Annotated in this window: 22 protein-coding genes and 1 riboswitch; of the genes, 10 read left to right on the top strand and 12 right to left on the bottom strand. The window is 64.7% G+C overall.

Annotated elements, in window-relative coordinates; genetic code table 11:
• Positions 1-36 precede the first annotated feature (36 nt).
• Positions 37-1,755, top strand: coding sequence for a hypothetical protein (locus FJ948_RS05405; RefSeq protein ID WP_140702332.1), 1,719 nt, complete (start codon positions 37-39; stop codon positions 1,753-1,755).
• A gap of 26 nt (positions 1,756-1,781) precedes the next feature.
• Here FJ948_RS05405 and FJ948_RS05400 read toward each other — a convergent pair whose 3' ends face one another.
• The 4 genes from FJ948_RS05400 to FJ948_RS05385 all read right to left on the bottom strand — a co-directional run bounded on the left by FJ948_RS05400 (position 1,782) and on the right by FJ948_RS05385 (position 4,992).
• Positions 1,782-2,081, bottom strand: coding sequence for a CcdB family protein (locus FJ948_RS05400; protein WP_140702330.1), 300 nt, complete (start codon positions 2,079-2,081; stop codon positions 1,782-1,784).
• The gene (locus FJ948_RS05395) at positions 2,081-2,323 is read right to left on the bottom strand and encodes a type II toxin-antitoxin system CcdA family antitoxin (protein ID WP_140702328.1); all 243 of its coding nucleotides are present in this window, start codon (positions 2,321-2,323) and stop codon (positions 2,081-2,083) included. Before FJ948_RS05395 ends, FJ948_RS05400 begins: the two co-directional genes overlap by 1 nt.
• A gap of 190 nt (positions 2,324-2,513) precedes the next feature.
• Positions 2,514-4,331 (bottom strand): ABC-F family ATP-binding cassette domain-containing protein, encoded by a 1,818-nt coding sequence (locus FJ948_RS05390; RefSeq protein ID WP_140702327.1) that lies wholly within the window; start codon positions 4,329-4,331, stop codon positions 2,514-2,516.
• Between the two features lies 1 nt (position 4,332).
• Positions 4,333-4,992, bottom strand: coding sequence for a thiamine diphosphokinase (locus FJ948_RS05385; RefSeq protein ID WP_140702325.1), 660 nt, complete (start codon positions 4,990-4,992; stop codon positions 4,333-4,335).
• A gap of 86 nt (positions 4,993-5,078) precedes the next feature.
• Positions 5,079-5,193, top strand: a riboswitch (TPP riboswitch).
• Between the two features lie 43 nt (positions 5,194-5,236).
• On the opposite strand from FJ948_RS05385, the gene thiB reads away from it, so the two are divergent.
• The 4 genes from thiB (at position 5,237) to FJ948_RS05365 (ending at position 10,871) form a co-directional block, all read left to right on the top strand.
• A complete protein-coding gene (gene thiB / locus FJ948_RS05380; RefSeq protein WP_140702323.1) occupies positions 5,237-6,235 on the top strand; it encodes a thiamine ABC transporter substrate binding subunit in 999 nt (332 codons plus the stop codon).
• A gap of 519 nt (positions 6,236-6,754) precedes the next feature.
• A complete protein-coding gene (gene thiP, locus FJ948_RS05375) occupies positions 6,755-8,374 on the top strand; it encodes a thiamine/thiamine pyrophosphate ABC transporter permease (RefSeq protein WP_140702321.1) in 1,620 nt (539 codons plus the stop codon).
• Complete coding sequence (gene thiQ / locus FJ948_RS05370) at positions 8,367-9,143, top strand: thiamine ABC transporter ATP-binding protein (RefSeq protein ID WP_140702319.1); 777 nt, start codon at positions 8,367-8,369, stop codon at positions 9,141-9,143. Before thiP ends, thiQ begins: the two co-directional genes overlap by 8 nt.
• 321 nt (positions 9,144-9,464) lie before the next feature.
• On the top strand, positions 9,465-10,871 hold the full coding sequence (locus tag FJ948_RS05365; RefSeq protein WP_246677489.1) for a M48 family metalloprotease: 1,407 nt from the start codon (positions 9,465-9,467) through the stop codon (positions 10,869-10,871).
• 15 nt (positions 10,872-10,886) lie between these two features.
• On the opposite strand, the gene FJ948_RS05360 is transcribed toward FJ948_RS05365, so the two are convergent.
• The gene (locus FJ948_RS05360) at positions 10,887-11,750 is read right to left on the bottom strand and encodes an RNA polymerase factor sigma-32 (protein WP_140702316.1); all 864 of its coding nucleotides are present in this window, start codon (positions 11,748-11,750) and stop codon (positions 10,887-10,889) included.
• Positions 11,751-12,060: 310 nt separating this feature from the next.
• On the opposite strand from FJ948_RS05360, the gene FJ948_RS05355 reads away from it, so the two are divergent.
• The 3 genes from FJ948_RS05355 to FJ948_RS05345 all read left to right on the top strand — a co-directional run bounded on the left by FJ948_RS05355 (position 12,061) and on the right by FJ948_RS05345 (position 14,417).
• Positions 12,061-12,834, top strand: a complete 774-nt coding sequence (locus FJ948_RS05355; protein ID WP_140702314.1) for an amino acid ABC transporter substrate-binding protein — start codon at positions 12,061-12,063, stop codon at positions 12,832-12,834.
• Positions 12,835-12,972: 138 nt separating this feature from the next.
• Complete coding sequence (locus FJ948_RS05350) at positions 12,973-13,653, top strand: amino acid ABC transporter permease (protein WP_140703861.1); 681 nt, start codon at positions 12,973-12,975, stop codon at positions 13,651-13,653.
• A complete protein-coding gene (locus FJ948_RS05345) occupies positions 13,650-14,417 on the top strand; it encodes an amino acid ABC transporter ATP-binding protein (protein WP_140702312.1) in 768 nt (255 codons plus the stop codon). The genes FJ948_RS05350 and FJ948_RS05345 overlap by 4 nt, the downstream gene beginning before the upstream one ends.
• 80 nt (positions 14,418-14,497) lie before the next feature.
• On the opposite strand, the gene FJ948_RS05340 is transcribed toward FJ948_RS05345, so the two are convergent.
• From FJ948_RS05340 to FJ948_RS05315, 6 genes are all read right to left on the bottom strand, one after another.
• Complete coding sequence (locus FJ948_RS05340) at positions 14,498-15,079, bottom strand: CarD family transcriptional regulator (RefSeq protein ID WP_006327799.1); 582 nt, start codon at positions 15,077-15,079, stop codon at positions 14,498-14,500.
• A gap of 369 nt (positions 15,080-15,448) precedes the next feature.
• Complete coding sequence (gene fdxA, locus FJ948_RS05335; protein ID WP_015315302.1) at positions 15,449-15,787, bottom strand: ferredoxin FdxA; 339 nt, start codon at positions 15,785-15,787, stop codon at positions 15,449-15,451.
• Between the two features lie 231 nt (positions 15,788-16,018).
• Complete coding sequence (locus FJ948_RS05330; protein ID WP_140702310.1) at positions 16,019-16,405, bottom strand: RNA-binding S4 domain-containing protein; 387 nt, start codon at positions 16,403-16,405, stop codon at positions 16,019-16,021.
• A gap of 13 nt (positions 16,406-16,418) precedes the next feature.
• Complete coding sequence (locus FJ948_RS05325) at positions 16,419-19,808, bottom strand: helicase-related protein (RefSeq protein WP_140702309.1); 3,390 nt, start codon at positions 19,806-19,808, stop codon at positions 16,419-16,421.
• Between the two features lie 727 nt (positions 19,809-20,535).
• Entirely contained in the window at positions 20,536-21,261 is a 726-nt protein-coding gene (gene phbB, locus FJ948_RS05320; protein WP_140702307.1) for an acetoacetyl-CoA reductase, read from the bottom strand.
• A 121-nt stretch (positions 21,262-21,382) separates the two neighbouring features.
• Positions 21,383-22,561: an acetyl-CoA C-acetyltransferase gene (locus FJ948_RS05315; RefSeq protein WP_140702306.1), complete on the bottom strand. Its 1,179-nt coding sequence runs from the start codon at positions 22,559-22,561 to the stop codon at positions 21,383-21,385.
• Here FJ948_RS05315 and FJ948_RS05310 point away from each other — a divergent pair.
• The gene (locus FJ948_RS05310) at positions 22,542-22,775 is read left to right on the top strand and encodes a hypothetical protein (protein ID WP_140702304.1); all 234 of its coding nucleotides are present in this window, start codon (positions 22,542-22,544) and stop codon (positions 22,773-22,775) included. The two genes, FJ948_RS05315 and FJ948_RS05310, sit on opposite strands and share 20 nt — an antisense overlap.
• An 81-nt stretch (positions 22,776-22,856) precedes the next feature.
• Positions 22,857-23,465, top strand: a complete 609-nt coding sequence (gene phaR, locus FJ948_RS05305; protein WP_140702303.1) for a polyhydroxyalkanoate synthesis repressor PhaR — start codon at positions 22,857-22,859, stop codon at positions 23,463-23,465.
• Positions 23,466-23,485: 20 nt separating this feature from the next.
• Here the strand turns inward: phaR and FJ948_RS05300 are convergent, their stop codons facing one another.
• Entirely contained in the window at positions 23,486-24,628 is a 1,143-nt protein-coding gene (locus FJ948_RS05300) for a citrate synthase (protein ID WP_140702301.1), read from the bottom strand.
• Positions 24,629-24,639 lie beyond the last annotated feature (11 nt).

Raw genomic sequence — 24,639 nt, 5'->3', positions numbered from 1 at the left:
GGCCGGCGCGGAAGCAAAATACAGGTCGACTGAAGCATGGCAGATTTCGTTGCTGTTCTGAAAAACGCCTTCGAGAAGCACGGCGACGAGACGCCCGAGAAGCGTGCGCGCATCTATAGCAGCGTTCGTTCCATGCTGGCCAAGAAGCTTGCGGAATATTCGCCGCCGATGGCTCCCGAGGCCATAGACAGGCAGAAACGCTCGCTGGAGGACGCCATCGCAGGCGTCGAACGGGACTATGCCAAGACTGTGCCGGAAACGGATCCGCTCGCGGAGCTGGAGCACATCTTTTCCTCCATCGACCGTAACAAGAACCAGTCGAACCACACTAAGCAGCCAGTGAAGGCGGAGGCTGCCGCCATTCCCGCGCCGTCTCCGTATCGGCCCGCCCCTGCCCCGGCCAGGCCGGAGCCGTACAAGCCGGCGCAGCCCGTGGCGAACCCCGAACCCTACCGTCCCGCTCCAGCCGCCAAGGCCGAACCGGGCTGGCAAAGGCCGACGCCGGTGCAGCCCGTTCCGGACTTTTCGGAGAAGCCCTTGGCGGGGATGGAAACGGATCGGGAGGACGACCAGGACGACGTCTTTGCCAATGACGAAAGACCGGCGGGCACCGACACTTTCGAGCGTTTGCGCCCGGCCGAACGCAAGCGCGGCTATGGCGGGTTGATCGCCGCCGCCGTCGCGCTGCTGGTCGTTGCCGGCGGTGGTTACGGTATCTGGCTGAACAAGGACGCCTTCGGCAAGATGCTGGGCCTGGGCGACAGCAAGGTTGTCGCCAAGGTCGAACCGGTGAAACCGGCGCCGGCCAAGCCCGCGACCGATGCGGCGGCGACGCCACCGGCGCCCGCGGGTGCCGAAGGCACGAAATTCACGCAGCGGCTGACGCCCGAGGGTGGCGAAACCGATCCCGGCCCGGCCGGTGGACAAAGCGGCATAGGCGAGGGTGAATCCGTCGCCGCGCTGACGACGCCGCCAACGGCAACGAATGCGCCGGCCACCGCGGCGCCGGCGGTTCCGGCACCGGCCGATACGCCCGCGGCAGGCACGCCGACCGCGACCACGTCCGCGCCAGGCGCCACGCCGGCGACACCGCCCGCCGCCGGAGCCGCGCCCGCGGCACCGGCCGATGCGGCCGCCACACCGCCGCCCGCGCCGGCAGGTGCCACGCCGGCGGCTCCGGCCGTGGCTCCAGCCTCGGTTCCGGTCGGCCAGAAGGCAATCTTCTATGAGGAGCGCACCAGCACCGCCCAAGGTTCGGCCGAACCCGGCAACATCGTCTGGTCGTTGGTGCAGGAATCGCCCGGCGGCGACCTGCCGCCAGAGCCGGCGATCCGCGCCGAGGCGACCATTCCCGGCAAGGACATCCAGCTGCGCATGACCATCCGCCGCAACACCGACCAGACCTTGCCGGCCAGCCACATTATCGAGATGATCTTCCTGACGCCCGACGGCTTCGAGGGCGGCGGCGTCGACAACATATTGCGCGTCGCCATGAAGAGTTCGGAACAGGACGCCGGCAGCCCCTTGATCGGCATTCCGGCCAAGATCGCCGACGGTTTCTTCCTCGTCGCGCTCAACGACACCAAGGCCGACGAAGACGCCAATATGACCCTGTTGCGCGGCCAGGACTGGATCGACGTGCCGGTCGTCTACAAGACCGGACGGCGGGCGCTGCTGACCATGGAAAAGGGCATTCCCGGCGAGAAAGTGTTCGACGAGGCGATCAAGGCCTGGCAGGCGAAGACGGCGGGTTGAGCAGACGGCGTAACGGCCGCCTTCGATCAGAAGCCCTGGAACAGCATGTCGAGCGCGGCGACGATGTCATCGTGATGTTTCGTCAAGTTCAGCCGACTTTCACCCAATTCGCTTGCCGGAACGGTAGCAATCAGGTGTGTCGCCATAACCAGCTTCCGGCCGTTGATGTCAAAGATCGGATGAAGCTTTCGCATCGGCGGCGGCACCGTTGCGACCGGCAGAAGCGGGACGACCACGCGCGTCCTGAAATTGTCGAGCAGATCGGATTGAACGTCGAGCAAATAGTTGCCTTCGACGCGACCGGCGAAGACATCATAGCGGGGCATCAGAACTGCCGGTACTCTTCCAACGGGATTCCGTTTTTGTCGATGTAGTCGTTCCACGACTCCATCGTGGCACGGTTCTCAAGCTTCCATAGCCGCGTTTTTTCGGCCGCCACCGCTTCCGCGATACCGGCTTCCGCGGCGCGCGAGACATTCACATCAAGCCCCTTGGCTTCCCTCATGAGGTTAGAGTCGATCGACAGATTTGCCGGTTGGCGGATCGCATTCAGGGCAATCTTACGCATAATAGCCTCCGCAACATGCGCATAATGTATGCGCATTCCGGTGCGGAGGCAATAATCAGTCAACTCTGGCTGCGAACGGAGCGTCGGGCCTTCGCTGGCTCCCAGCCTTTCGGGCGTTCAAGCTTTCGCCGTTTGTGGCTTCAAGCGAAAGATCGTTGTCGATCGCGATCGACCTACGGCCGAACGCTCTTCACCCTTCCATCTCTTCCCGCAGCATCTCCAGCTCCAGCCACTCTTCCTCGAGCGCCGCCAAGGTGGCGCGCTCCTTGTCGAGGGCGGCGATGGTTTTCTGGAACGAGACCGGATCGCGCTCGTAATAGGCCGGATCGGCGATGTTGTTCTCCAGGCGCGAGATCGACGCGGTCACCGCCTCGATCTTCTTGGGAAGCGAGTCCAGCGCGAATTTCTGCTTGAACGACAATTTTTTGGACGGCCCCTTTTGTGCGGCGGGTTCAGCCTTGGCAGTGGGCGCATCGCTGGTTTCGGACTTGGCGCGCGCCTTGCGGTCGTCGAGCCGGGTGCCGCCGCGTTGCGCCAGCATGTCGGAATAGCCACCGGCATATTCGACCCAGCGGCCGCCGCCGTCAGGCGCGATGATGCTGGTGACGGTGCGGTCGAGGAAATCGCGGTCGTGGCTGACCAGGATGACGGTGCCGGCGAACCCGGCGACCAGTTCCTGCAGCAGTTCCAGTGTCTCCATGTCGAGATCGTTGGTCGGCTCATCGAGCACCAGAAGGTTCGCCGGGCGCGCCAGCACGCGCGCCAGGATCAGCCGCGCCCGCTCGCCGCCGGACAGTTCGCGCACCGGCGTGCGCGCCTGCTCCGGCTTGAACAGGAAGTCCTTCATGTAGGAGACGACATGGCGCTGCTCGCCATTGATGACGAGGTTCTCGCCGCGCCCGTCGGTCAGGTATTGCGCCAGCGTCTCCTGCGGGTCGACCGCCTCGCGCTTCTGGTCGAGCGTGGCGATCTCCAGATTGGTGCCGAGCCGCACCGAGCCGGCATCCGGCGCCGATTCGCCGGTCAGCATCTTCAGAAGCGTCGTCTTGCCAGCACCATTTGGCCCGACCAGACCGACGCGGTCGCCTCGCTGGATGCGGGTCGAGAAGCCCTTGACCACGGTGAGGTCGCCAAAGCTCTTCTCGATGTTCTTCGCTTCGATCACCAGCTTGCCGGACTCGGCGGCGTCGCTGGCGACCATGGTCGCGCTGCCTTCGGCGCCGCGATGACCGCGAAACCGCTGGCGCATGGTCTGCAGTTCGCCGAGGCGTCGCATGTTGCGCTTGCGCCGTGCCGTCACGCCATAGCGCAGCCAGTGTTCCTCGCGCACGATCTGGCGGCCGAGCTTGTGCTGTTCGCGCTCTTCTTCTTCCAGCACCAGGTCACGCCATTCCTCGAAATGGCCAAAACCCTTGTCCAGCCGACGGGTTTGGCCACGGTCGAGCCAGACGGTGGCGCGCGACACGCGCTCCAGGAAGCGGCGGTCGTGCGAGATGACGATCAGCGCCGAGGACGTGCGGACGAGTTCCTCTTCCAGCCATTCGATCACCGAGAGATCGAGGTGATTAGTCGGCTCATCAAGCAGCAGAATGTCGGGCTCCGGCGCCATGACGCGAGCCAGGGCGGCGCGCCTGGCCTCGCCACCGGAGAGGTCGCCAGGCCGCTCCTCGCCCGACAGGCCGAGATGTTCCATCAGGTAGCTGGCGCGGTAGGGATCGTCGGCCGGCCCGAGCCCGGCTTCGACATAGGCCCGCACATTGGCGAAGCCGTCCATGTCGGGCATTTGCGGCAGATAGCGCACCGTCGCCGAAGGTTGGCGGAACACCTCGCCGTCCTGCGGTTCGATCAGGCCGGCGGCGATCTTGAGCAGCGTCGATTTGCCCGACCCGTTGCGGCCAACCAGCGCGATCTTGTCGCCGGCCGCCGCGCTCAAGGCGGCGCCGTCGAGCAGCGGCGTGCCGCCAAAAGTCAGTCTTATCCCGTCGAGATTGAGAAGAGGCGGGGCCATGTCAGCTTTCAGGCAGTGGATAGGGATGGGCGAGCAGCAGTGCGCGGCCGTTGCCGAGCGCTATGTCGAGGCGGCCCCCGGTCTTGTCGAACTTGACCTCGTTGGAAATGGTCAGCGACGAACCGAAAGCCACCTCGACCTTGTCGAGTGGCCATTTGGCGCCGGTGACGGTCAGACCGGAGAGTTCGGAAAAGCCCAGAATGGAAAACAGCGTGCTGTCGGCATAATCGAAGCTCGTCCTGCCGTTGAGCAAGGGGACAGCCTCCTGGGCGCCGCTGGTCAAAAGCACATCCGTTCCGGCCTCGGCCAACCGCAGGCCAAGCGCCAGATGCAGGAAGGCGTGATCGGCGCGCTTGCCGCCGAAAGCGCCCGCCAGCACGAGACGGGTCGCCCCGTGCCCGAGTGCGGCCGCGATCGCCAGTTCGCCGTCGGTCTTGTCCTTTTCCGCCGGGAAGGTCTGGCGGGGTACGGCGGCGAGGTCAGCAGGTAGATCGGCCGGAACCGAATCGAAATCGCCCACCCACAATTCCGGGACAAGGCCCAGCACCCGGGCATGGCCGATGCCGGCGTCGGCGGCGATGACGCGCGAGCCTTCGACCTGGCGGTCGAGCCGGGGCGTGCGGATGAGATCGCCGCCAAGCAGGATGGTGAATGTGCTCATATCCCGTCGCCTTACCAGCCCGGCACGGGAAACGGAAGGCGGCAAACTCCCACTTGCGCGGGTCTTCGGGCCGGCCTATGTGTCGAAGCGCTCTAACGGGGTGCCGGACGCGAATTTCGCGGGCCGGCTGAGAGGCAGTCTCGCCAACCCGCTGAACCTGATCCGGTTTGTACCGGCGGAGGGATTAGACGTTTCGGACAGTCCGACGCCTCAATTCCTTTCAACGCAAACGAAGGAGGCGCCGATGCGCACGCTTTTATATTCTCTCATCGCAGCCACTGCAGTGGCCTTGTCCGGGCCGGCCTTGGCCAAGGACAAGCTCACCGTCTACACCTATGAGAGCTTCACCGCCGACTGGGGTCCCGGTCCCGTGGTGAAAAAGGCATTCGAGGCCGAATGCGGCTGCGATGTCGAGTTCGTCTCGGTCGCCGACGGCGTCGCGCTGCTCAACCGCGTCAAGCTGGAAGGCGCCTCGACCAAGGCCGACATCGTGCTCGGCCTCGACACCAATCTCACCGCCGATGCCAAGGCCACAGGCCTGTTCGCGCCGCATGGCGCGGTGAGCGATGTCAATGTGCCGGGCGGCTGGAGCGACGATACTTTTGTCCCCTTTGACTATGGCTATTTCGCCGTCGTCTACGATACGCAGAAGCTGAAGACGCCGCCGAAAAGCCTGAAGGACCTGGTCGAGGGCAGCGCCGACGACAAGATCGTCATCCAGGATCCGCGCACCTCGACGCCCGGCCTCGGCCTGCTGCTCTGGGTGAAGTCGGTCTATGGCGACAAGGCGCCGGAAGCCTGGGCCAAGCTCAAGACCAAGGTCTTGACCGTGACGCCGGGCTGGAGCGAGGCCTATGGCCTGTTCACCAAGGGCGAGGCGCCGATGGTGCTGTCCTACACCACCTCGCCGGCCTATCACATGGTCGCCGAGAATACCGAGCGCTACCAGGCCGCGTCGTTCGAAGAGGGCGAATACCTGCAGATCGAGGTCGCCGGCATCACCACCACGGGAGCCAAGAATCCGCTGGCGGAAAAGTTCATGGCCTTCATGACCGGACCGAAATTCCAGGACGCCATCCCCGAGACCAACTGGATGTTCCCGGCCGGCAAGGCCGACAAGCCGCTCAACCCGGCCTTCGACAAGCTGGTCAAGCCGACCAAGACCTTGCTGTTCAGCCCAGAGGAAGTCGCGGCCAACCGCAAGGCCTGGGTGGACGAATGGCTGGCGGTGATGAGCAAGTAGGTTTAGTGGGCTAGTTTCGTGAGATGAGTGCTCTACGGCGCCCCCCTCTGTCCTGTCGGCCCCGGCCCTTAGCTGCCGCTCCGGGCTTTCGTCGTTCGGAATGCAAAGCAATTAGCTTCCCGTCCGCTTCGCGGACCACTCTTCACCCCGCTCAAGGGGGGAGAGATCACGCAATCTTCGGAAGGGAGCCTTTGCCGTTAAGGATTGGCGCCGGCTCGGATGGCTTGGCACCCTTCCTCTCCCCCGTTGATCGGGGGAGAGGTGTCGAGCGCAGCTCGACGGAGTGGGGGGCGACCCTGGCGCGGATCAAGACGATGCTAGCACGCGATCCTCGTTCTTGTGCTCGCTGGGGTGGTTGCCAGGTGGTTCCCCCACTCCGTCGCCGCTTCGCGGCGCCACCTCTCCCCCCTCCGGAGGGAGAGGAAAGTAGCCTCCGCTGGAGAGATGTCCGGCAGGACAGAGGGGGGCGCCGTAGAGCGCCACGCTCCCTAAGTTTCGCCCATTTGCCGACGGTGCGGCGTGCAACGCGCGTCTGATCCCCGCATCACCGCCGGCGTCGTCGCGCTCGCCGGGATCGCGCTGCTGATCGGCGGCGCCTTTGCCGGACTGCTCCTCGAAGGCGCGCATGACCTCTCCGGCGCCTGGGCGGCCTTCGATCCTTACCTGCTGCGCGTCGTGCGCTTCACGCTCTGGCAGGCAACCCTATCGACCCTGCTTTCGGTGATACCGGCGTTGTTCGTGGCGCGAGCCCTGTCGCGGCATCCACGCTTCTTCGCCCGCGCTTTCATTCTGCAACTCTTCGCCGTGCCGCTGGCGCTGCCGGCGATCGTCGCGGCGCTCGGCATCCTGGCGCTCTATGGCCGTGCCGGTTACTTCGCCGGCATGCTCGGTGCCGTCGGCGGCCAGGGCTGGCGGGGCATCTACGGCCTGTCCGGCATTCTCGTCGCGCATGTCTTCTTCAACCTGCCGCTGGCCACCCGCCTGTTCCTGGAAGCGTTGCAAACCATTCCCTCCGACCAGTGGCGGCTGGCGAGCCAGCTCGGCATGGGCGCGCGTCCGGCGTTCCGGCTGATCGAATGGCCGACGTTGCGCGCCGCTCTGCCCGGCGTCGCCGGGCTGGTCTTCATGCTTTGCATCACATCCTTCACCATCGTGCTGACGCTCGGCGGCGGGCCGGCCGCGACGACGCTCGAAGTCGGCATCTATCAGGCCTTGCGCTTCGATTTCGATCCCGCGGGGGCTGTCGCGCTGACATTGCTGCAGATCGGCTTGACCTTCATCGTGGTGCTGGCGCTGACGCGGCTCGGCGCCAATGTCGTCGGCGATGCGAACCTGCCGGTCGCGCCGCGCCGCTACGTTTCCGTCAACGGGACCGAGACTTTGCTGAATGCCTTGCTTATCGTGCTGGCGCTGCTGTTCGTCGCGGGACCGATGGCCGCGACCGTGATGGCCGGATTGGGCGCCGATCTCGGCCGGCTGGCCGGCGAGGCCACTGTGCGGCAGGCGACGGAGACCAGTGCGGTGCTTGCCTTCCTTTCGGCGCTGCTTTCGGTGATGCTGTCGCTGGCGCTGACCATGGCGCGGCGGGCGCTGGCGCTGAACCGACGCGCCGGTCCGAGGACGCTGCTCGAACACGCAACCGACACCGGTGCCGGCTTTGTCCTAGTGGTTCCGCCAATCGTCATCGGCGCCGGCTGGTTCCTTCTGTTGCGCCATGCCGGCGACGTCTTTGCCATCGCCCCGCTCATGGTCGTCGCCGTCAACGCCGTCATGGCGATGCCTTTCGCGCTGCGCGCCATCCGCCCCGCCTATGATGCGGCAAGCGAGCGCCACGAACGGCTCTGCGCGCAGCTTGGCATTTCCGGCCTGGCCAGGTTGCGGCTGGTGGACTGGCCGTCGCTGCGGCGCCCGCTTGCCACCGCCTTTGCCTTCGCCATGGCGCTGTCGCTTGGCGATCTCGGCGTCATCGCCCTGTTCGGCAGTGATTCCGTGCAGACCTTGCCCTACCTTCTCCTGGCACGCATGGGCAGCTACCGCACGCAGGACGCCGCCGGCCTGGCGCTGCTGCTCGGCCTGGTCTGCCTGGCACTGGTGCTGGCAGCGGACTGGCTGGGAAGGGAGAAGGGCCGCGATGTCTGACGGAGCGATTGCCAGGAAGGGTGTTCCAGTGCAGCTGGACAAGGTTTCGTTCACCTATGGCGAGGCTCCGCTTTCCTTCGATGTCGCGTTCGCGGCGGCCGAAATCACCGCCATCATGGGGCCGAGCGGATCGGGGAAGTCGACGCTGCTCAATCTGGTGGCCGGGTTCGAGACGCCACTGTCCGGCCGCGTGCTGATCGGCGGAGCCGATGTCGGCGCCTCGCCGCCAGCCTCGCGGCCGGTGTCGATGGTGTTTCAGGAAAACAATCTTTTCGCCCATCTTTCCGTCGAGCAGAATGTCGGGCTCGGCCGTTCGCCATCGTTGCGGCTGACAGAAGCCGACCATGCCGATATCGCGGAGGCGCTTGCGCGCACCGGCCTCGCCGGCAAGCAGAAGCGGCTGCCGCGCGAACTCTCGGGCGGCGAGCGCCAGCGTGTCGCCCTTGCCCGCGTGCTGGTGCGTGACCGCCCGGTGCTGCTGCTCGACGAGCCCTTCGCCTCGCTTGGGCCCGCCCTGCGAAACGACATGCTCGACCTGGTTGCCGACCTGCATGCCGAGCGTGGCATGACGGTGCTGTTCGTCACGCACCAGCCGCAGGATGCCCGCCGCATCGGCCAGAATGTGGTGTTTCTGGACAATGGCGCCGTCGCCGCCGCAGGCGCCGCGGACGATTTCTTCGCCGGGGCTGGTCCAGAGGCATTCCGGCGCTATATCGGCGCCAGTGGAGGGGATGCCGTATCACGAGATATTGCCCGGAAGCCGACATAATTTACGGTCAAACCGGCTTCTGGCGAAGGGACGCTTGCTTGCCATGGTCCATGTAGTGTGGCTAGGTCCGCCCAATGGTCCGGCACAGGCCGTGATTTGCCTACAGCATCCGCCGCACGCCCCGAGGGCCGCGTGACGGATGCTGTAGCAGTTTGTTTTTTGCGCATGAAGACTCCGAAGATCGCCCCCGATTTTCATGGTCATGCGCCCAGGATCTGAAAGGAAGCCGTTCTGGCGATCGGCGTTGACAGAGCAAGACGCAATCCGCTGGCGCGCTTTCTGGCGCTGGCCGGCTTTGCCGTGGCTCTCGCCAGCTGCCAGATGTTCACGCCGCCGGACGTGCAGGAATCCGGCTTCCAGCCGTCCGACAAGCCGATCACGGTGGATAATGTCGCCGCCAACAGCAAGCTTGCCGAACTCGCCAAGGCGCAGCATCCGCGCATCCTGGCGACCTATGGCGGCGAGTATTCCGATCCCAAGCTCGAGCGCATGGTCGCCAAGGTGGTCGGCAATTTGACCGTGGTATCGGCCAACCCGACCCAGACCTATCGCATCACCATCCTCAATTCGCCCAACGTCAACGCCTTCGCGCTGCCGGGCGGCTATCTCTACATCACGCGCGGCCTGCTCGCGCTGGCCAATGATTCGTCCGAGCTCGCCGCCGTCATCGCGCATGAAATGGGCCATGTCACCGCCAATCACGGGCTGCAGCGCCAGCAGTTGGAGGCCGAGGAAGGCCTGGCAACCAAGGTGGTTTCCGATGTGCTCGGCGACAGCCCGACCGCCAAGGCGGCGCTGATCCGCGGTAAGCTCAGGCTGGCGCAGTTCTCGCGCAACCAGGAACTGGAGGCCGACGCCATCGGCATCAAGTCGATCGGCGAGGCGGGCTACGATCCTTACGCGGCCGGTCGCTTCCTGCAGTCGATGTCGGCCTATACCGATTTCCGCTCGATATCAGGCGCCACCGACGCCAGCCTCGACTTCCTGGCCACGCATCCCAACACACCGCAGCGCATCGATCTGGCGCAGCGCCACGCGCGCCAGTTCGGCCCCCCGGGCTTCGGCACGCGCGACCGCGATTCCTTCCTTGCCGGCATAGATGGCCTGCTCTATGGCGATACGCCGGAAGAAGGGTATGTACGGGGCGAGACCTTCCTGCATCCGGGCCTTGGCGTGTCGTTCACGGTGCCGGACGGTTTCATCATCGACAATTCGGCGGCAGCGGTGACGGCGACCGGTCCCGGCGACATAGCGATCCGCTTCGACGGCGTTTCGATCGACAAGAACCGCGCCTTGACCGACTATATCAGAAGCGGCTGGGTGGCAGGCCTCGTCGACAGCACCGTCAAGCAGGAAACCATCAACGGCAACGAGGCGGCGACCGCACATGCCGGCGCCGAGGGCTGGCAGTTCGACATCGCGGTGATCCGCGCCGGCGGCCAGGTCTATCGCCTGCTGACCGCGGCACCGTCGGCCAGCACCTCGCTGGAAACGGTGGCGCGTTCGGTCAGCGGATCCTTCCGCATCCTGAGCCCGGCTGAAAAAGCGGCCCTGAAGCCGCTGCATATCCGTGTGCTTACGGTGCAGCCGGGTCAAACCATGGGCTCGCTTGCCGCTCAGATGGTAGGGGTCGACCGCAAGCTCGACTTGTTCCGCGTGCTCAATGCGTTGTCGCCGGGGGCTGCGGTTTCGGCCGGCGACAAGGTCAAGATCGTCACCGACAAGTAGCGCTCGTTGCGGGAATCAGGCGGCGGTCGCCAGGAATTCCGGGTTCTGCTTCACCAGCGCCACTTTCAGCTTTTCCATGGCACGGGCCTCGATCTGGCGGACGCGCTCCTTGGAAATGCCGAGGGTCTCGCCGAGCGCCTCGAGCGTGGCGCCCTCGTCGCTCAGCCGGCGCTCCTCGATGATCCTGAGTTCACGTGCGTTGAGCGCGCCGAGCGCTGTTTTCAGCCATCCAGAACGGCGTTCGACATCGATCGTGTCGCTGGCGACCTCATCGGGCAGGGGGTCGTCCGCGACCAGGAAGTCCATCCGCTCGGTGGCGCCGGAATCGTCGGCAAGCGGCATGTTCAGCGAGGAATCCGGCGCGGACAGCCGCGAATCCATCATTGCCACATCAGCCTCTGAAACGCCGAGCGCAACCGAAACCTCACGATAGAGCGTCTCGTTGGAAAGCGGCTCGGCGCCGTTCGCTAGGCGGGCGCGCAAACGTCTGAGATTGAAGAACAGGGCCTTCTGCGCCGAACTGGTGCCGCCGCGCACGATCGACCAGTTGCGCAGGATATAGTCCTGCATCGAAGCGCGGATCCACCACGTCGCGTAGGTCGAAAACCGCACCTCGCGCTCGGGCTCGAAGCGGGCGGCTGCCTCCAGCAAGCCGACATGCCCTTCCTGGATCAGGTCGCCGAGCGGCAGGCCGTAGTGGCGAAATTTGGAGGCCATGGAAATGACCAGCCGCATATGGGCCACGGTGATGCTGTGCAATGCGTTCTGGTCGTTGTCCTCTTTCCAGAGCAATGCGAGACGATGCTCCTCGTCGCGCTCGAGGTAAGGCGCCCTCATTGCCGCGCGGACCATGATCCGACCTGCCGTGTCTTCCATCATAAGGCGCTCCTGGCTCAGGCGGTGCGAATGACAGGCACCGGCTTGAAATGACGGCGTCGTGCCCTAGAACAGCCAAAACTGCCGTGCGCGGGAAAGGTTCCGCCGCCGCAGGCGGGCGCGCGCCAAAGTCCGGGCAATTTCGGCGCGGCTGCCTGGAGCCTCCGAATGCGCAAAGAAATATCTTCAGAGAATTTGATTTCTGGAGTTACCTGTCTTTGAAATTTCATTCCTTATTTTTTCGCCCTGCATCTGTCATTTTCCAGCCCTCACAACATGCCTGACATCAGGCCAAGGACGGGATCACAGAAAAATGAAATGGCTCAAGTCGCTCATCATCGCCGGAACGCTGCAGGCGCTCGCCGTTGCATCGGGCCATGCCGGCGCCAATCTCGACCAGATCAAGCAAGCCGGGGTCATCAAGGTCGGCACGGAAGGCACTTACGCGCCCTTCACCTATCATGACGCTTCCGGCGCACTGGTCGGCTTCGACGTCGAAATCGCCAAGGCGATCGGCGACAAGCTCGGCGTCAAGGTCGAGTTCCTCGAAGGCAAGTGGGATGGTCTGATCGCCGGCCTCGACGTCAGCCGTTATGATGCCGTCATCAATGAAGTCGGCATCACCGACGCCCGCAAGGCCAAGTACGACTTCTCCGATCCCTACATCGCCTCCAAGGCGGTGCTGATCGTGCGCGGCGACAACACCGACATCAAGACCTTCGCCGACCTCAAGGGCAAGAAGTCGGCACAGTCGCTGACCTCCAATTTTGGCAAGCTGGCCGAATCGAACGGCGCCGAACTGGTCGGCACCGATGGCTTCGACCAGTCGATCCAGCTGCTTCTGACCGGCCGTGCCGACGCCACCATCAATGACAGCCTGTCGTTCCTCGACTTCAAGAAGCACAAGCCCGACGCCAATGTGAAGATCGCCGCCCAGGAAGAGAATGCCGATTACTCCGGCGTCATCGTCCGCAAGGGCGACCCGGAACTGGTCGCGGCCATCAACAAGGCGCTGGCCGACATCAAGGCCGACGGCACCTATCAGAAGATCGCCGACACCTATTTCGGCCAGGACGTGTCGAAGTAATTTCACGCACGGGGGCCTTCCGCAGGTCCCGAACCCCCCTCAGCGGCGAGCCGTCTTTGACGGCTCGCCGCTTTTGTCGTGATATGGCCGGCGCATTCGCGTTCGATGACGCCGCTCGTCCATTCCGGAGGATCTTTCGTGCCGCACTGGCTGCAACTGATGCTGGAGTCGCTGCCTTCGCTGTTGTGGGCCGCGTTGATCTTTACCGTGCCGTTGACGCTGCTGTCCTTCGTGCTTGGCCTGACGGTGGGGTTGGGCGCGGCGCTTGGCCGGCTGTTTGGCCCCAAGCCGCTGGTCGCCCTCGTGCGCTTCTATGTCTGGATCTTCCGCGGCACGCCGCTCCTGGTGCAACTGTTCCTGATCTTCTACGGCCTGCCTTCGGTCGGCATCCTGCTCGATGCCTTTACCGCTGCGCTGATCGGCTTCACCCTCAACATCGGCGCCTACACATCGGAAATCATCCGCGCGGCGATCGGCTCGGTGCCCAAAGGCCAGTGGGAGGCCGCCTACTCGATCGGCATGACCTGGAGCCAGGCGATGCGTCGCACCATCCTGCCGCAGGCCGGACGCGTCGCGGTGCCGCCGCTCTCCAACACCTTCATCTCGCTGGTCAAGGATACCTCGCTGGCCGCCGCCATCACCGTGCCGGAGATGTTCCAGGCGGCGCAGCGCATCGTCGCCACCACTTATGAGCCGCTCATCCTCTATGTCGAGGCGGCGATCCTCTATCTCGCCTTGAGTTCGGTGCTGTCGGCCCTGCAGACGCGGCTGGAGGAGCGGCTCAACCGCTATGGCGGCTTCCTGGAGGCACGCTCATGATCAGCCTGACCAACATCGAGAAGCGGTTCGGCGACAATCTCGTGCTGAAGGGCGTGACGGTTACCATTGCCGAAGGCAGTGTCACCGCGCTGGTGGGTCCTTCGGGTGGCGGAAAAAGCACGCTGCTGCGCTGCATCAACCTGCTGGAGATCCCGACCTCGGGCTCGGTGCGCATCGGCGACGAGACGCTCGAGTTCCGCCCGGGCGTGAAGGTGCCGGCCGCGGACATCAGGCGCCTGCGGCTGCAGACCGGCATGGTGTTCCAGAATTTCCAGCTGTTTCCACACCGCACGGCCATCGAGAACGTCATGGAAGGCCTGGTCACGGTGCTGAAATGGCCGGAGGCAAGGGCCCGTGAGCGGGCGCTGGCCCTGCTGGAGAAGGTCGGCATGGCACACAAGGTCGATGCCTGGCCGGCGACGCTGTCGGGCGGCCAGCAGCAGCGCGTGGCGATCGCCCGGGCGCTGGCGCCGTCACCCAAGGTGCTTCTGTGCGACGAGCCGACTTCCGCCCTCGACCCGGAGTTGGCGCAGGAGGTGGTCGATGTGCTCGGTCAACTCGCCAGCGAGGGAACGACCATGGTGATGGCAACGCATGATCTGCGCCTCGCCTCCAAGATCGCCCGGGAAGCGGTGTTCCTCGACGCCGGCGTCGTCGTCGAGCAGGGGCCGTCCGCCACGCTGTTCGGCAATCCGGAGCGCGAACGCACCAAGCGATTCATCGCGACGCTGAAGCAGGAGGCGGAGAAGGAAGGCGGCGCATAGCCGCGGCAATCTCCGGCAATGCCAAAGACAAAAAACCCGGCGCGAGGCCGGGTTTTTCGTGAACTCTAGGACGAGGGGATTCAGGCAGCTTCTTCCTGCTCGGCTTCCTCGTTGTCGGCCTTGGCGCCGCGCTTCGGTCCCTTGTTGAGGTTGACCTCGATCAGGCGCACGGCTTCGGTTTCCGACATACGGTTGACGGCCGCTATCTCGCGCGCCATGCGGTCGAGTGCCGCCTCGTAGAGCTGGCGTTCGGAATAGGACTGTTCCGGCTGGTTGTCGGCGCGGTAGAGGTCGCGCACGACTTCCGAGATCGAGATCAAATCGCCCGAATTGATCTTGGCATCATATTCCTGGGCGCGACGCGACCACATGGTGCGCTTGACGCGGGCGCGACCCTGCACGACCTTCAGCGCGCGCTCGACATAATCCTCTTCCGACAGCTTGCGCATGCCGATCGAGGTCGCCTTGGCGACCGGCACCTTCAGGCGCATCTTGTCCTTCTGGAAGTCGATGACGAACAGTTCCAGCTTGTGGCCAGCCACTTCCTGCTCGTCGATCGAGACGATCTGGCCGACGCCATGCGCCGGATAGACGATGTACTCGCCGGTCTTGAAACCGTGACGCGCGGCCGTGGACTTCTTCTGCGGGGTGATCGTTGCCATTACGCCCTGAACTCCTTGTTGTGGGCCGGCGGCGGTGCCGGCTGAACTCACGTGATCGGGGTCACCGATCATTAGCCGCACAACAGATGAACCCACCGGAAAAGTCGGGACCGGCAAACCGCACGAATTGCGACCGCCTGGCCCAGATCGCTCTGGTCCGGAGTGGGATTTTCACCTTTCAGTGATTTGGGGCGTCTGCGCCATAAATCGACGTTGTGTCACCGGCATGTTTCGCTGATGTAACACAAAAAGTCGGAAGAATCAAGGTTTTGCTGCGTAAGCGGAGGCCATAACCAATCGCCGCCTGTCAAGGCGGTTAATCCGACTTGCCTGTTACGCTACGTCATACAAGCCTTTACAGCGGTGTTGTCAATCGCCTTCGCCGGGCTCGGCGGAGAAGTATTTCTCGAACTTGCCGGCCTCACCGTCGAAGCTCTTGGCGTCGGCCGGCGGCTCCTTCTTGGCGGTGATGTTGGGCCATTTGTCGGCATATTCGGTGTTGATCTGCAGCCATTTGTCGAGGCCCGACTCTGTGTCGGGCTTGATCGCGTCGGCCGGGCATTCCGGTTCGCAGACGCCGCAGTCGATGCACTCGTCGGGATGGATGACGAGCATGTTCTCGCCTTCGTAGAAACAGTCGACCGGACAGACCTCGATGCAGTCCATATATTTGCATTTGATGCAGTTGTCGGTCACGACATAGGTCATCGGGCGGCTCCGGGACGTCCAGTTTTTGCTGGCTTTTTCCGTGAGGTAACGCCTTTATCGGTCGCTTGCAAGGGTGGCCATTCCCAGCGACGCCAAGGTTTGGGAATGGAAATCCGCAAGGGCGCCGCCGCGAAGGCCTGGCATGCCTCGCGCACCGCCCGTTTGCCGGCGCCGGTTTTGTTTTTTGCCTGCGGTTGCCTGCGGAGCACTCCGCTTCTGTTCGACGGGGGCTCAATCTTCGTCGAGCAACCGGTCGGTCTGGCGGCGCTCTTTTTTGGTCGGGCGGCCGCTGCCAGCCTCGCGCAGCGCCGGGATGGCATCGGGAAGGGCGTCGCCCTTGGGTGTGGGCGGCGGCGACATGTCTTCATAAAGGGTGCGGGCTTCCTCGGCCGGGCCGCGTCGCGCACCAGCGCCAAGCACTTTCCAGACGAAGATACGCCGGTCGAGCGTGATGGTCAGCACGTCGCCCGGCTTGACCAGATCGGAAGCCTGCGCTGCTTTGTCGCGATTGATGCGCACGCGGCCAGCGACCACCAATTTGGCCGCCAGCGAGCGCGATTTGACCGCACGCGAGAAGAACAGCCATTTGTCGATGCGCTGGCGGCCTTCAGCAACCATCGAAGTGCCGAGCCTACTTCTTTAGCTGGTCGCGCAAGGCGGCGAGCTTGGCGAAGGGGGAATCCGGGTCGAAGCGCACCGGGCGCTCCTCGCGTGGCTTGGCCTGGAATGCAGGCTTGCCGCCTTGCGGCCCGCCCTTGCCTTCCGGCCTGCCGCCCTTCCAGTCCGGCCGGCCTTCGCGGCGCTCGGCACGATCGCCTTGCGGGCGGCCGTCGCGCCTTTGTTCGCCTTCGGTGCCAGGCTTGGGCTTGAACTTCGAGCGGTCGAAGCGCGGCTTGCCGGCGCCGTCGCGGCGTCCTTCATGGGCGGGACGCTCTCCTGGCGTGGCGGGTGCGGCGGCGGCATCGGCCGGCGCGTTGCCGCGGCCGCGCGCCTGGCCGTTGCGCTGGCGATTGTTTCGGCCTTCGTGATGGCGGGGGCGCTGGTCGAAGCGCCCTTGCCGCCACAGCAGGATAGGCTTTGGCGCTTCGGCTTCGGCGGCCGGTTCAGCCGCGGCTTCCGCCACGGCAACGGGTTCGGCCGCCTCCGTCGAGGTGGAAGCGTCAGCGGCCGGCTCCGCCGGCGCTGCTTCGTCCGCGGGCGAGGCTTCAACCGCCGCAGCTTCAGGTTCGGCGGTTTCAGGTTCGGCTTGTGGTTCAACCTGTGCCGGCTCGGCGGCTTCAGCTACAGGCGTCTCCTCATCCGCAACCTCGGCGGTCGCTTCTGATTGCTCTTCCGCGACAGCCTCCGCCGGAGCGTCCGCAACGATTTCGGCTGGAACCTCGGATACGGTCTCCGCGTCCACATCGGGCGACGACTCCGAACCCTCGACGACGGCCGGCGCCGCCGCCTGTTCCGCTGCCTTGGCTTGTTCGGCGCGCGCGGCCTCTTCGGCCGCGAGCTTGGCCGCTGCGGCTTCCCGCGCGGCACTGTCCTGCGCTTCCAGCCGTGCCTTGACTTCCGCCGCCGGCTTCGGTTCGGCGCGATAGCCGAGCCCCTTGAGGATTTCTTCCATGTCGTCGGCGGTGGCGCCGAGGATCGACATCATCGGCGGCGTCACCATGAAGGCTTGGCCGTCATAGGCGCCGTCCGGACGCTGGCCGAGGCCGGGCTTCCAGTTGGTCGCCGGGCGGATCAGGTCGGCCAGCCGCTCCAGAATGTCGATGCGCACGGCGCGGCGGCCGAGATTGCGGTATCCGGCCAGCTTGTAGAAGGCCTTGTCAAAGGCCGGATCGATGACAACCGAGGTGCGGCCCGATGCCAGCGCATGGACGACATCGCCGAAGCCAGGCTTGTCCTTGCCGTCGTTCTTCAACGCCCACAGCAAGGTCACCAGTCCGGCCGGCGCGGGCTTGATCAGCGCCGGCACGAAGACGTGGTAGGCACCGAAGCGCACGCCGAGCCGGCGCAGTGCGGCGCGGCCTTCCTGGTCGAGCGACTTCATCTCTTCGGCGATGTCGCGGCGGTTGATGAGGCCGAAATTCTCGACCAACTGGAAGGCGATGCCGCGGCCGATGCCGGAAATCTGCTCGGCATTTTTCAGGTCGACCAACGGCTTCAGCAGGGACTCGATCTGGAAATTGACGAAGCGCTCGGCACGCGCGGCGACCTTGTCGCGCGCCGGGCCGGTGAGCTGTTCGTCCGCCAGAAGCACCAGGCGCGGCTTCAGCGCGTCCTCGCCCGAAACCAGCGTGCCGATCGGCGCGCCGATCCAGCGCAGCGTGCCGTCCGAACCGAGCGCGAGGTCGCCATTGGCGCAGGCGCCGAAGCGCTCCGCGCGGGCATCGAATTCGGCGGCCAGCGCCTTTTGCGCGGCCGTGCGCACGGCCTTGGCGTCTTCGCCGCCGGCGGTCTGGTCGGCGGTGAAGCGGAACCCTTGCAACTCGCCGACGTGATGGCCTTCGACAAGGACGGTTCCGGTAGGGCTGATTTCGGCTTCAGGCATGGTATTTTCTCTAAGGCGCCGCATGAGGACGGAAGTCCTGCGGTCTACGAAGCGTTTCGTCAACCGCTCATGCAGCGCATCCGACAATCTGTCTTCGATTTCGCGCGTCTTTTCCTGCCAGTGTGCCTGATCGGCCAGCCAGCCGGGCCGGTTCGACACGAATGTCCAGGTACGGATCTGGGCGATGCGGTGCGACAGCGTGTCGATGTCGCCCTCGGTGGTGTCGGCGCGGCGCACCTGCTCGGCCATGTAGTTTTCGTCGACATGGCCGTGGCGAGCGAGGTCCATATAGATCGAGGCGATCAGGTCGGCATGCTGGGCGGGCGCGATCTTGCGGTAGTCGGGCAGCGCGCAGGCTTCCCAAAGCAGCGCCACGCGCTTGGCATTAGTCGCAAGCGCGCGGATGTCTTCGTCGCGGGAGAGATGTTCGAGCGCCTGCGCGTCGACGGCCGGCAGCGCGCGTGTCAGGCCCTCGACCGGGGCGTTGGTTTCGATCGAGCGCTTCAGCGCCTCAAGGCTGGCGAAATCGAATTGGGCGGTGCGCCACTGCAGCACCTTCACCGGGTCGAAATCATGGCTCTCGATCTTCTGGACCAGATCCTCGTCCAGCGGATCGACCTGACCGGTGACGCCGAAGGTGCCGTCGCGCAGATGCCGCCCGGCGCGGCCGGCGATCTGGCCAAGTTCGGCCGCGGTCAGATTGCGGTACTGGTAGCCGTCGAACTTGCGGTTCTGGGCAAAGGCGACATGGTCGAGATCGAGATTGAGGCCCATGCCGATGGCGTCGGTGGCAATGAGATAGTCGACGTCGCCGGACTGGAACAGCGCCACCTGGGCATTGCGGGTGCGCGGCGAGAGCGCTCCGAGCACGACGGCCGCACCACCTTGCTGGCGGCGGATCAGTTCGGCAATGGCGTAGACCTCGTCGGCGGAGAAGGCGACGATCGCGGTGCGCCTGGGCAGGCGGGTCAGTTTCTTGGAGCCGGCATAGGCGAGATGCGACAGCCTTGGCCGCGTCACCACGGAGACGCCCTTCAGCAGCCGTTGGAGAATGCCGTGCATGGTGGCGGCACCGAGTAGCAGCGTTTCCTGGCGGCCGCGCAGATGTAGGATCCGGTCGGTGAAGATATGGCCGCGCTCGAGGTCGCCGGCCAGTTGCACCTCGTCGATTGCCACGAAGGCAGCGTCGGTCTCGCGCGGCATGGCCTCGACGGTGCAGACCGAATATTTGGCGCCCGGCGGCTGGATCTTCTCCTCGCCGGTGATCAGCGCGACCTTGTGGGCGCCGACCTTTTCGCAGACGCGGCTGTAGACCTCCCGGGCCAGCAACCTCAGCGGCAGGCCGATGACGCCGGTTTCGTGCGCCACCATGCGCTCGATGGCGAGATGGGTCTTGCCCGTGTTGGTCGGCCCAAGCACGGCGGTCACGTCGCGGCCCGACAGGATCAGCGGCTCGGTGTGTTTCTGCTGGATGTTCATCGGCTCGGAAATAAGGCTTTCTGGCCTCTCGTTGTCGGGAGCGTGCCTGGACGGCGCGTATGACAGCCGACACATAGGGATTTCAGGCGCGAAGCGAAAGCGGAATGTTCCGTCCGGGTTCCGAAGGTGCCCGCGTCAGCCCGCAAATCAGCCCCTGCTTAACAGTTGGAACGAGTCTGGAACGAATCAGCGACGAATCGGTGACTCCGTCAGATTCAGCTTTTGTTCACGGCTAGATATGGATTTTATGACCATGAGCTTCACCACATGCTGAATCACCGAACTGGCCCGTTTTATGCTAAGTGTATCCTGCCCTTAACTTTTGCCGGTAAACGATACGCGAGGCATGGCGCGACGCGCTCAACATTATGATATTGTTAATCTTTCTGAACTCGGTGTTAAGGAATTGCAGGCAATCGTGGCCATTAATGTTAACATTGCGCTCAAAGCCGGAACGAATCGGCGACAAAGCGGCGCCGGCGATATTTTCTTGGTTTGTTCCCTCAATATCTTGTGTTGTGAACAACTTATCCACCGATAATCCACAGGCTTGGCCACACGGTTTCGCACAGAGGCGCCACCCCCATTAACCCTTGCGTGCCGGATTGAGTCAGCCGGTGCCAGCGGGGCGCTGTAGCTCCAGAGCATCAATTGCAAAACGGATCGGTTTCCCGACCCGTTTTCGCCGGTCAAGGCCGCCGGCCGGTGGGCCAGCCGAAATCAACGCCTAGACGAAATACTGGCCGCCATTGGCGGTGAGGGTCGAGCCGGTGATAAAGCCGGCATCCTCGGAAGCAAGGAAGACGACGCAGCGCGCGATCTCCTCCGGTTCACCGAGGCGGCCGACCGGGATTTGCGGGATGATGCGCTCGTTGAGCACCTTCTCGTCGATCGCCTTGACCATCTCGGTGGCGATGTAGCCGGGGCAGATGACGTTGACGGTGATGCCCGCGCGCGCGCCTTCCTGCGCGAGCGCCTTGGAGAATCCGATGTCGCCCGCCTTGGCGGCGGAGTAATTGACCTGGCCGGCCTGGCCCTTCTGGCCGTTAATCGAGGAGATGGTGATGACGCGGCCGAACTTGCGGTCGCGCATGCCGCCCCACAGCGGATGCGTCATGTTGAAAACACCGGACAGATTGGTATCGATCACCTCTTTCCACTGTTCTCGCGTCAGCTTGTGGAACATGGCGTCGCGGGTGATGCCGGCATTGTTGACCAGCACCGAGACCGGGCCGAGATCGGCTTCGACCTGCTTGATGCCGGCGGCGCAGGCGTCATAATCGGCGACGGACCATTTGTAGGCTGGAATGCCGGTCTCGGCCTTGAATTTCGCCGCGGCCTCGTCATTGCCGGCATAGTTGGCGGCAACCGAATAGCCGGCGTTCTTCAAAGCGATCGAGATGGCCGCGCCGATACCGCGCGATCCGCCCGTGACGATTGCAACCTTGGTCATATGTCCTCCCTTTGGTCGGAAGAGTGAGTAGGGAGTAGCCAATAGCGAGTAGGGATTTGATGTCCCGCCGCGCTGAAGCCATTCTTCCCTATTCGCTACTCCTATTCACTGCTCACTTTCTTCAGAGCGCTTCCACGCACATGGCGACGCCCATGCCGCCGCCGATGCAGAGCGTGGCGAGGCCCTTCTTGGCACCGCGACGGCGCATTTCGTAGATCAGCGTGTTGAAGACGCGGGCGCCCGAGGCGCCGATCGGATGGCCGATGGCGATGGCGCCGCCATTGACGTTGACGATCGAGGGATCCCAGCCCATGTCCTTGTTGACGGCGCAGGCCTGCGCCGCGAAAGCCTCGTTGGCCTCGACAAGATCGAGATCGCCGACGGACCAGCCTGCCTTTTCCAGAGCCTTGCGCGAGGCGGGGATGGGGCCGGTGCCCATGATAGCGGGATCGACGCCGGCGGTCGCCCAGGAGGCGATGCGCGCCAGCGGGGTGATGCCGCGCCTGGCGGCTTCGGCTTCGGTCATCAGCAGCGCGCCGGCGGCACCGTCATTGATGCCGGAGGCGTTGGCGGCGGTCACCGTGCCGTCCTTGTCGAAGGCCGGCTTCAGCTTGGTCATGGCGTCGATCGTCGCGCCATGGCGGATATATTCGTCCTGGTCGACAATGGTGTCGCCCTTCTTGCCCTTGATGGTGAAGGCGACGATCTCGTCCTTGAACTTGCCAGCCTTCTGCGCGGCTTCGGCCTTGTTCTGCGAGGCCAGCGCGAACTGGTCCTGGTCGTCGCGGGTGATCTGGAACTGGCGCGCCACGTTCTCGGCGGTGTTGCCCATGTGATAGCCATTGAAGGCGTCCCACAGCCCGTCCTTGATCATAGTGTCGATCATCTTGTAGTCGCCCATCTTGACGCCGGCGCGCAGGTGCTCGGCGTGCGGGGACAGCGACATCGATTCCTGGCCGCCAGCGATGATCACCTTGGCGTCGCCGGTGGCGATCTGCTGCATGCCGAGCGCGATGGCGCGCAGGCCCGAGCCGCACACCTGGTTGAGGCCCCAGGCGGTGGTTTCCTTGGGCAGGCCAGCAAGGATCGAGGCTTGGCGGGCCGGGTTCTGACCTTGCGCCGCGGTCAGCACCTGGCCGAGGATGACCTCGTCCACCTCGGCCGCCTCGACACCGGCACGCGCCAAAAGTTCCCTGACGACGACGGCGCCGAGTTCATGCGCGGGGGTGGCGGCGAAGGCGCCGTTGAAGGAGCCGACGGCCGTGCGCGCGGCGCTGGCAATGACGATGGAAGCGGACATTTTCTTCTCCAGACTTCAAGGTGTTGTTGTGCCGTTGGGGACTTTTCTTGCCGTTTCCCAACCCCAAGTCAAACCGGAAATCGGCATGGCGCCCATGCGCCGCAAGCAGGTCGCGTCTCGCCGCGCCGAGGGTACGGCCGCTGCTGCGCAGCATGTTTTGCCTGCTATGCAGCATTATATGATCCCGCAGTGCACAAACTGCTTGGAATTGTGAGGCTTTTGCGCATATCCTCAAAAAGGGCGCAATCGTTACCGGCTGCTTACGCAGGCTTGCCGGTGTCCGGGGAGGATGCAGATGGCCGCAAAAGACGACCCGATCATTATCAAGAAATACGCCAACCGCCGCCTCTATAACACGGGGACGAGCACCTATGTGACGCTCGAGGATCTGGCCGAGATGGTCAAGAAGGGCGAGGAATTCACCGTCCAGGATGCCAAGACCGGTGACGACATCACCCATCCGGTGCTGACCCAGATCATCTTCGAGCTGGAGAACAAGGACGGGCAGAACATGCTGCCGATCCCGTTCCTGCGCCAGCTGATCGCCTATTATGGCGACCAGATGCAGATGATCGTGCCGAGCTTCCTCGAACAGTCGATGTTGGCTTTCTCCAAGGAGCAGGAGCGCTTTCGCGAGCAGATGAAGGGCGCCATCGGCAAGTCGCCGCTCGACGTGATGAAGATGGCGACGCCGATGAAGGCGCTCGAAGAGCAGACCCGGCGCAACATGGAAATGTTCCAGAACGCGATGCGGCTGTTCACACCATTTCCGCCCATTGGCCCGGCGCCGGCCGCTGCCCCGATCGAGCCAGCCAGGAAGGAAGCGCCTGAGAAGTCCGACGACCTTCAGGAGCTGAAAAGCCAGATCGCGGCCATGCAGCGCAAGCTCGACACGATGTCGTGAGCACATAGCGCTCACGCCGTTTACGGCAGCAATCCCTCATAGCGGCCGCGCGGCCGGATGATGCTGCCGCTCAGGATCTGCTCGACCATATGCGCGGCCCAGCCGACACTGCGTCCAAGCGCGAACAGGTGGAACGGTGCATCGCGCGGCAGGCCAAGGCCGCGCGTCAGCACGGCCAGGGCAAAGTCGATATTCGCTGGCGCGCCGGTCGCGGCAATGGCGGCGGTTTCCAGCGACCGCAATGTCTCGTCGGTGTTGTCGATGACCGCCAGAAGCGCCATGGCCCGGGGATCGCCCTCGGGATAGAGCTGATGGCCGAAACCCGGCAGCGGCCGGTCGTGGCCGAGCCAGCGCCGGATCGCGGCATCGGCGCCATGCCGCGCCGCGTCTTCGGTCAACTGCATCAGCGCTTCGCCGGCGCCGCCATGGCGTGGGCCGGACAGCGTCGCCAGGCCCGCCATCAGACAGGCGGCGGGCGAGGCGCCGGTCGAGGCGGCGACGCGGGCGGCGAAGGTCGAAGCGTTGAGTTCGTGATCGGCGAGCAGCACAAGGGCGCGCCGGATCGCGTCCGCGCCATCGTCGTCCACCGACCAGCCCCGTGCCAATCGCATATGCACCGGATCCGGCCCCGCCTCGGCGCCGAGGGCGCTGGCCAGCACGCCGATCGCATGCGCGGCATCAGCGCACAGCGAGGCGGCACTCCGTCCCAGGGAAGGCCGCGACTGGCCGGCAAGCAGAGCGAGTTGCGCAAAGGCCTGGGCGCGGCCGGGCGGGCGGGGCGCATCTGTTGGTGGCGCTTCGAAACGAACGGGTTGAGGCATGGCCCAGAGCACGCCAGCGGTTTCTTCCAGCGTGGCATGGTCGGACAGCGCAACGGCGTCCCGGCCCCGACAGATGAGGCGGCTGTGCCAGACGGTCGAAATCGCCGTGACGATCGAGGGCTCGCCCCAGGCGATCGCGCTTTCGGCGATGGCCGAGGGGCTGCGTCCGCGCGCCCTTCGCGTTGCCAGCGCGACGATGTCGTCGGCGCGGTATTGGCTGCGGCGCGGATCTTCGCGGTCCGGGCGCATGCCGATGCGGCCACGGCTGACATAGGCGTAGAGTGTCTGCGGCCTCACGCGAAGCCTTTCCAGTGCCTCCTCCCGCGACAACCATTCCGACATTTTTGGCCCTG

Source organism: Mesorhizobium sp. B2-3-12, from assembly GCF_006442205.1.
Lineage (GTDB): Bacteria > Pseudomonadota > Alphaproteobacteria > Rhizobiales > Rhizobiaceae > Mesorhizobium.
Note: the sequence above shows the minus strand (reverse complement) of the source record. Positions and strands in the feature narration are given on the sequence as shown.

Coding starts and splice junctions, on each gene's coding strand:
- FJ948_RS05390 (WP_140702327.1), bottom strand. CDS start 4,331: ATGGCCCCGCCTCTTCTCAATCTCGACGGGATAAGACTGACTTTTGGC.
- FJ948_RS05315 (WP_140702306.1), bottom strand. CDS start 22,561: ATGTCCGCTTCCATCGTCATTGCCAGCGCCGCGCGCACGGCCGTCGGC.
- phbB (WP_140702307.1), bottom strand. CDS start 21,261: ATGACCAAGGTTGCAATCGTCACGGGCGGATCGCGCGGTATCGGCGCG.
- FJ948_RS05400 (WP_140702330.1), bottom strand. CDS start 2,081: ATGCCCCGCTATGATGTCTTCGCCGGTCGCGTCGAAGGCAACTATTTG.
- FJ948_RS05405 (WP_140702332.1), top strand. CDS start 37: ATGGCAGATTTCGTTGCTGTTCTGAAAAACGCCTTCGAGAAGCACGGC.
- FJ948_RS05330 (WP_140702310.1), bottom strand. CDS start 16,405: ATGGTTGCTGAAGGCCGCCAGCGCATCGACAAATGGCTGTTCTTCTCG.
- fdxA (WP_015315302.1), bottom strand. CDS start 15,787: ATGACCTATGTCGTGACCGACAACTGCATCAAATGCAAATATATGGAC.
- FJ948_RS05395 (WP_140702328.1), bottom strand. CDS start 2,323: ATGCGTAAGATTGCCCTGAATGCGATCCGCCAACCGGCAAATCTGTCG.
- FJ948_RS05340 (WP_006327799.1), bottom strand. CDS start 15,079: ATGGCAACGATCACCCCGCAGAAGAAGTCCACGGCCGCGCGTCACGGT.
- FJ948_RS05385 (WP_140702325.1), bottom strand. CDS start 4,992: ATGAGCACATTCACCATCCTGCTTGGCGGCGATCTCATCCGCACGCCC.
- FJ948_RS05325 (WP_140702309.1), bottom strand. CDS start 19,808: ATGAACATCCAGCAGAAACACACCGAGCCGCTGATCCTGTCGGGCCGC.
- FJ948_RS05300 (WP_140702301.1), bottom strand. CDS start 24,628: ATGTCGGAATGGTTGTCGCGGGAGGAGGCACTGGAAAGGCTTCGCGTG.
- FJ948_RS05355 (WP_140702314.1), top strand. CDS start 12,061: ATGAAATGGCTCAAGTCGCTCATCATCGCCGGAACGCTGCAGGCGCTC.
- FJ948_RS05365 (WP_246677489.1), top strand. CDS start 9,465: ATGTTCACGCCGCCGGACGTGCAGGAATCCGGCTTCCAGCCGTCCGAC.
- thiB (WP_140702323.1), top strand. CDS start 5,237: ATGCGCACGCTTTTATATTCTCTCATCGCAGCCACTGCAGTGGCCTTG.
- phaR (WP_140702303.1), top strand. CDS start 22,857: ATGGCCGCAAAAGACGACCCGATCATTATCAAGAAATACGCCAACCGC.
- thiQ (WP_140702319.1), top strand. CDS start 8,367: ATGTCTGACGGAGCGATTGCCAGGAAGGGTGTTCCAGTGCAGCTGGAC.
- FJ948_RS05345 (WP_140702312.1), top strand. CDS start 13,650: ATGATCAGCCTGACCAACATCGAGAAGCGGTTCGGCGACAATCTCGTG.
- FJ948_RS05360 (WP_140702316.1), bottom strand. CDS start 11,750: ATGATGGAAGACACGGCAGGTCGGATCATGGTCCGCGCGGCAATGAGG.
- FJ948_RS05310 (WP_140702304.1), top strand. CDS start 22,542: ATGACGATGGAAGCGGACATTTTCTTCTCCAGACTTCAAGGTGTTGTT.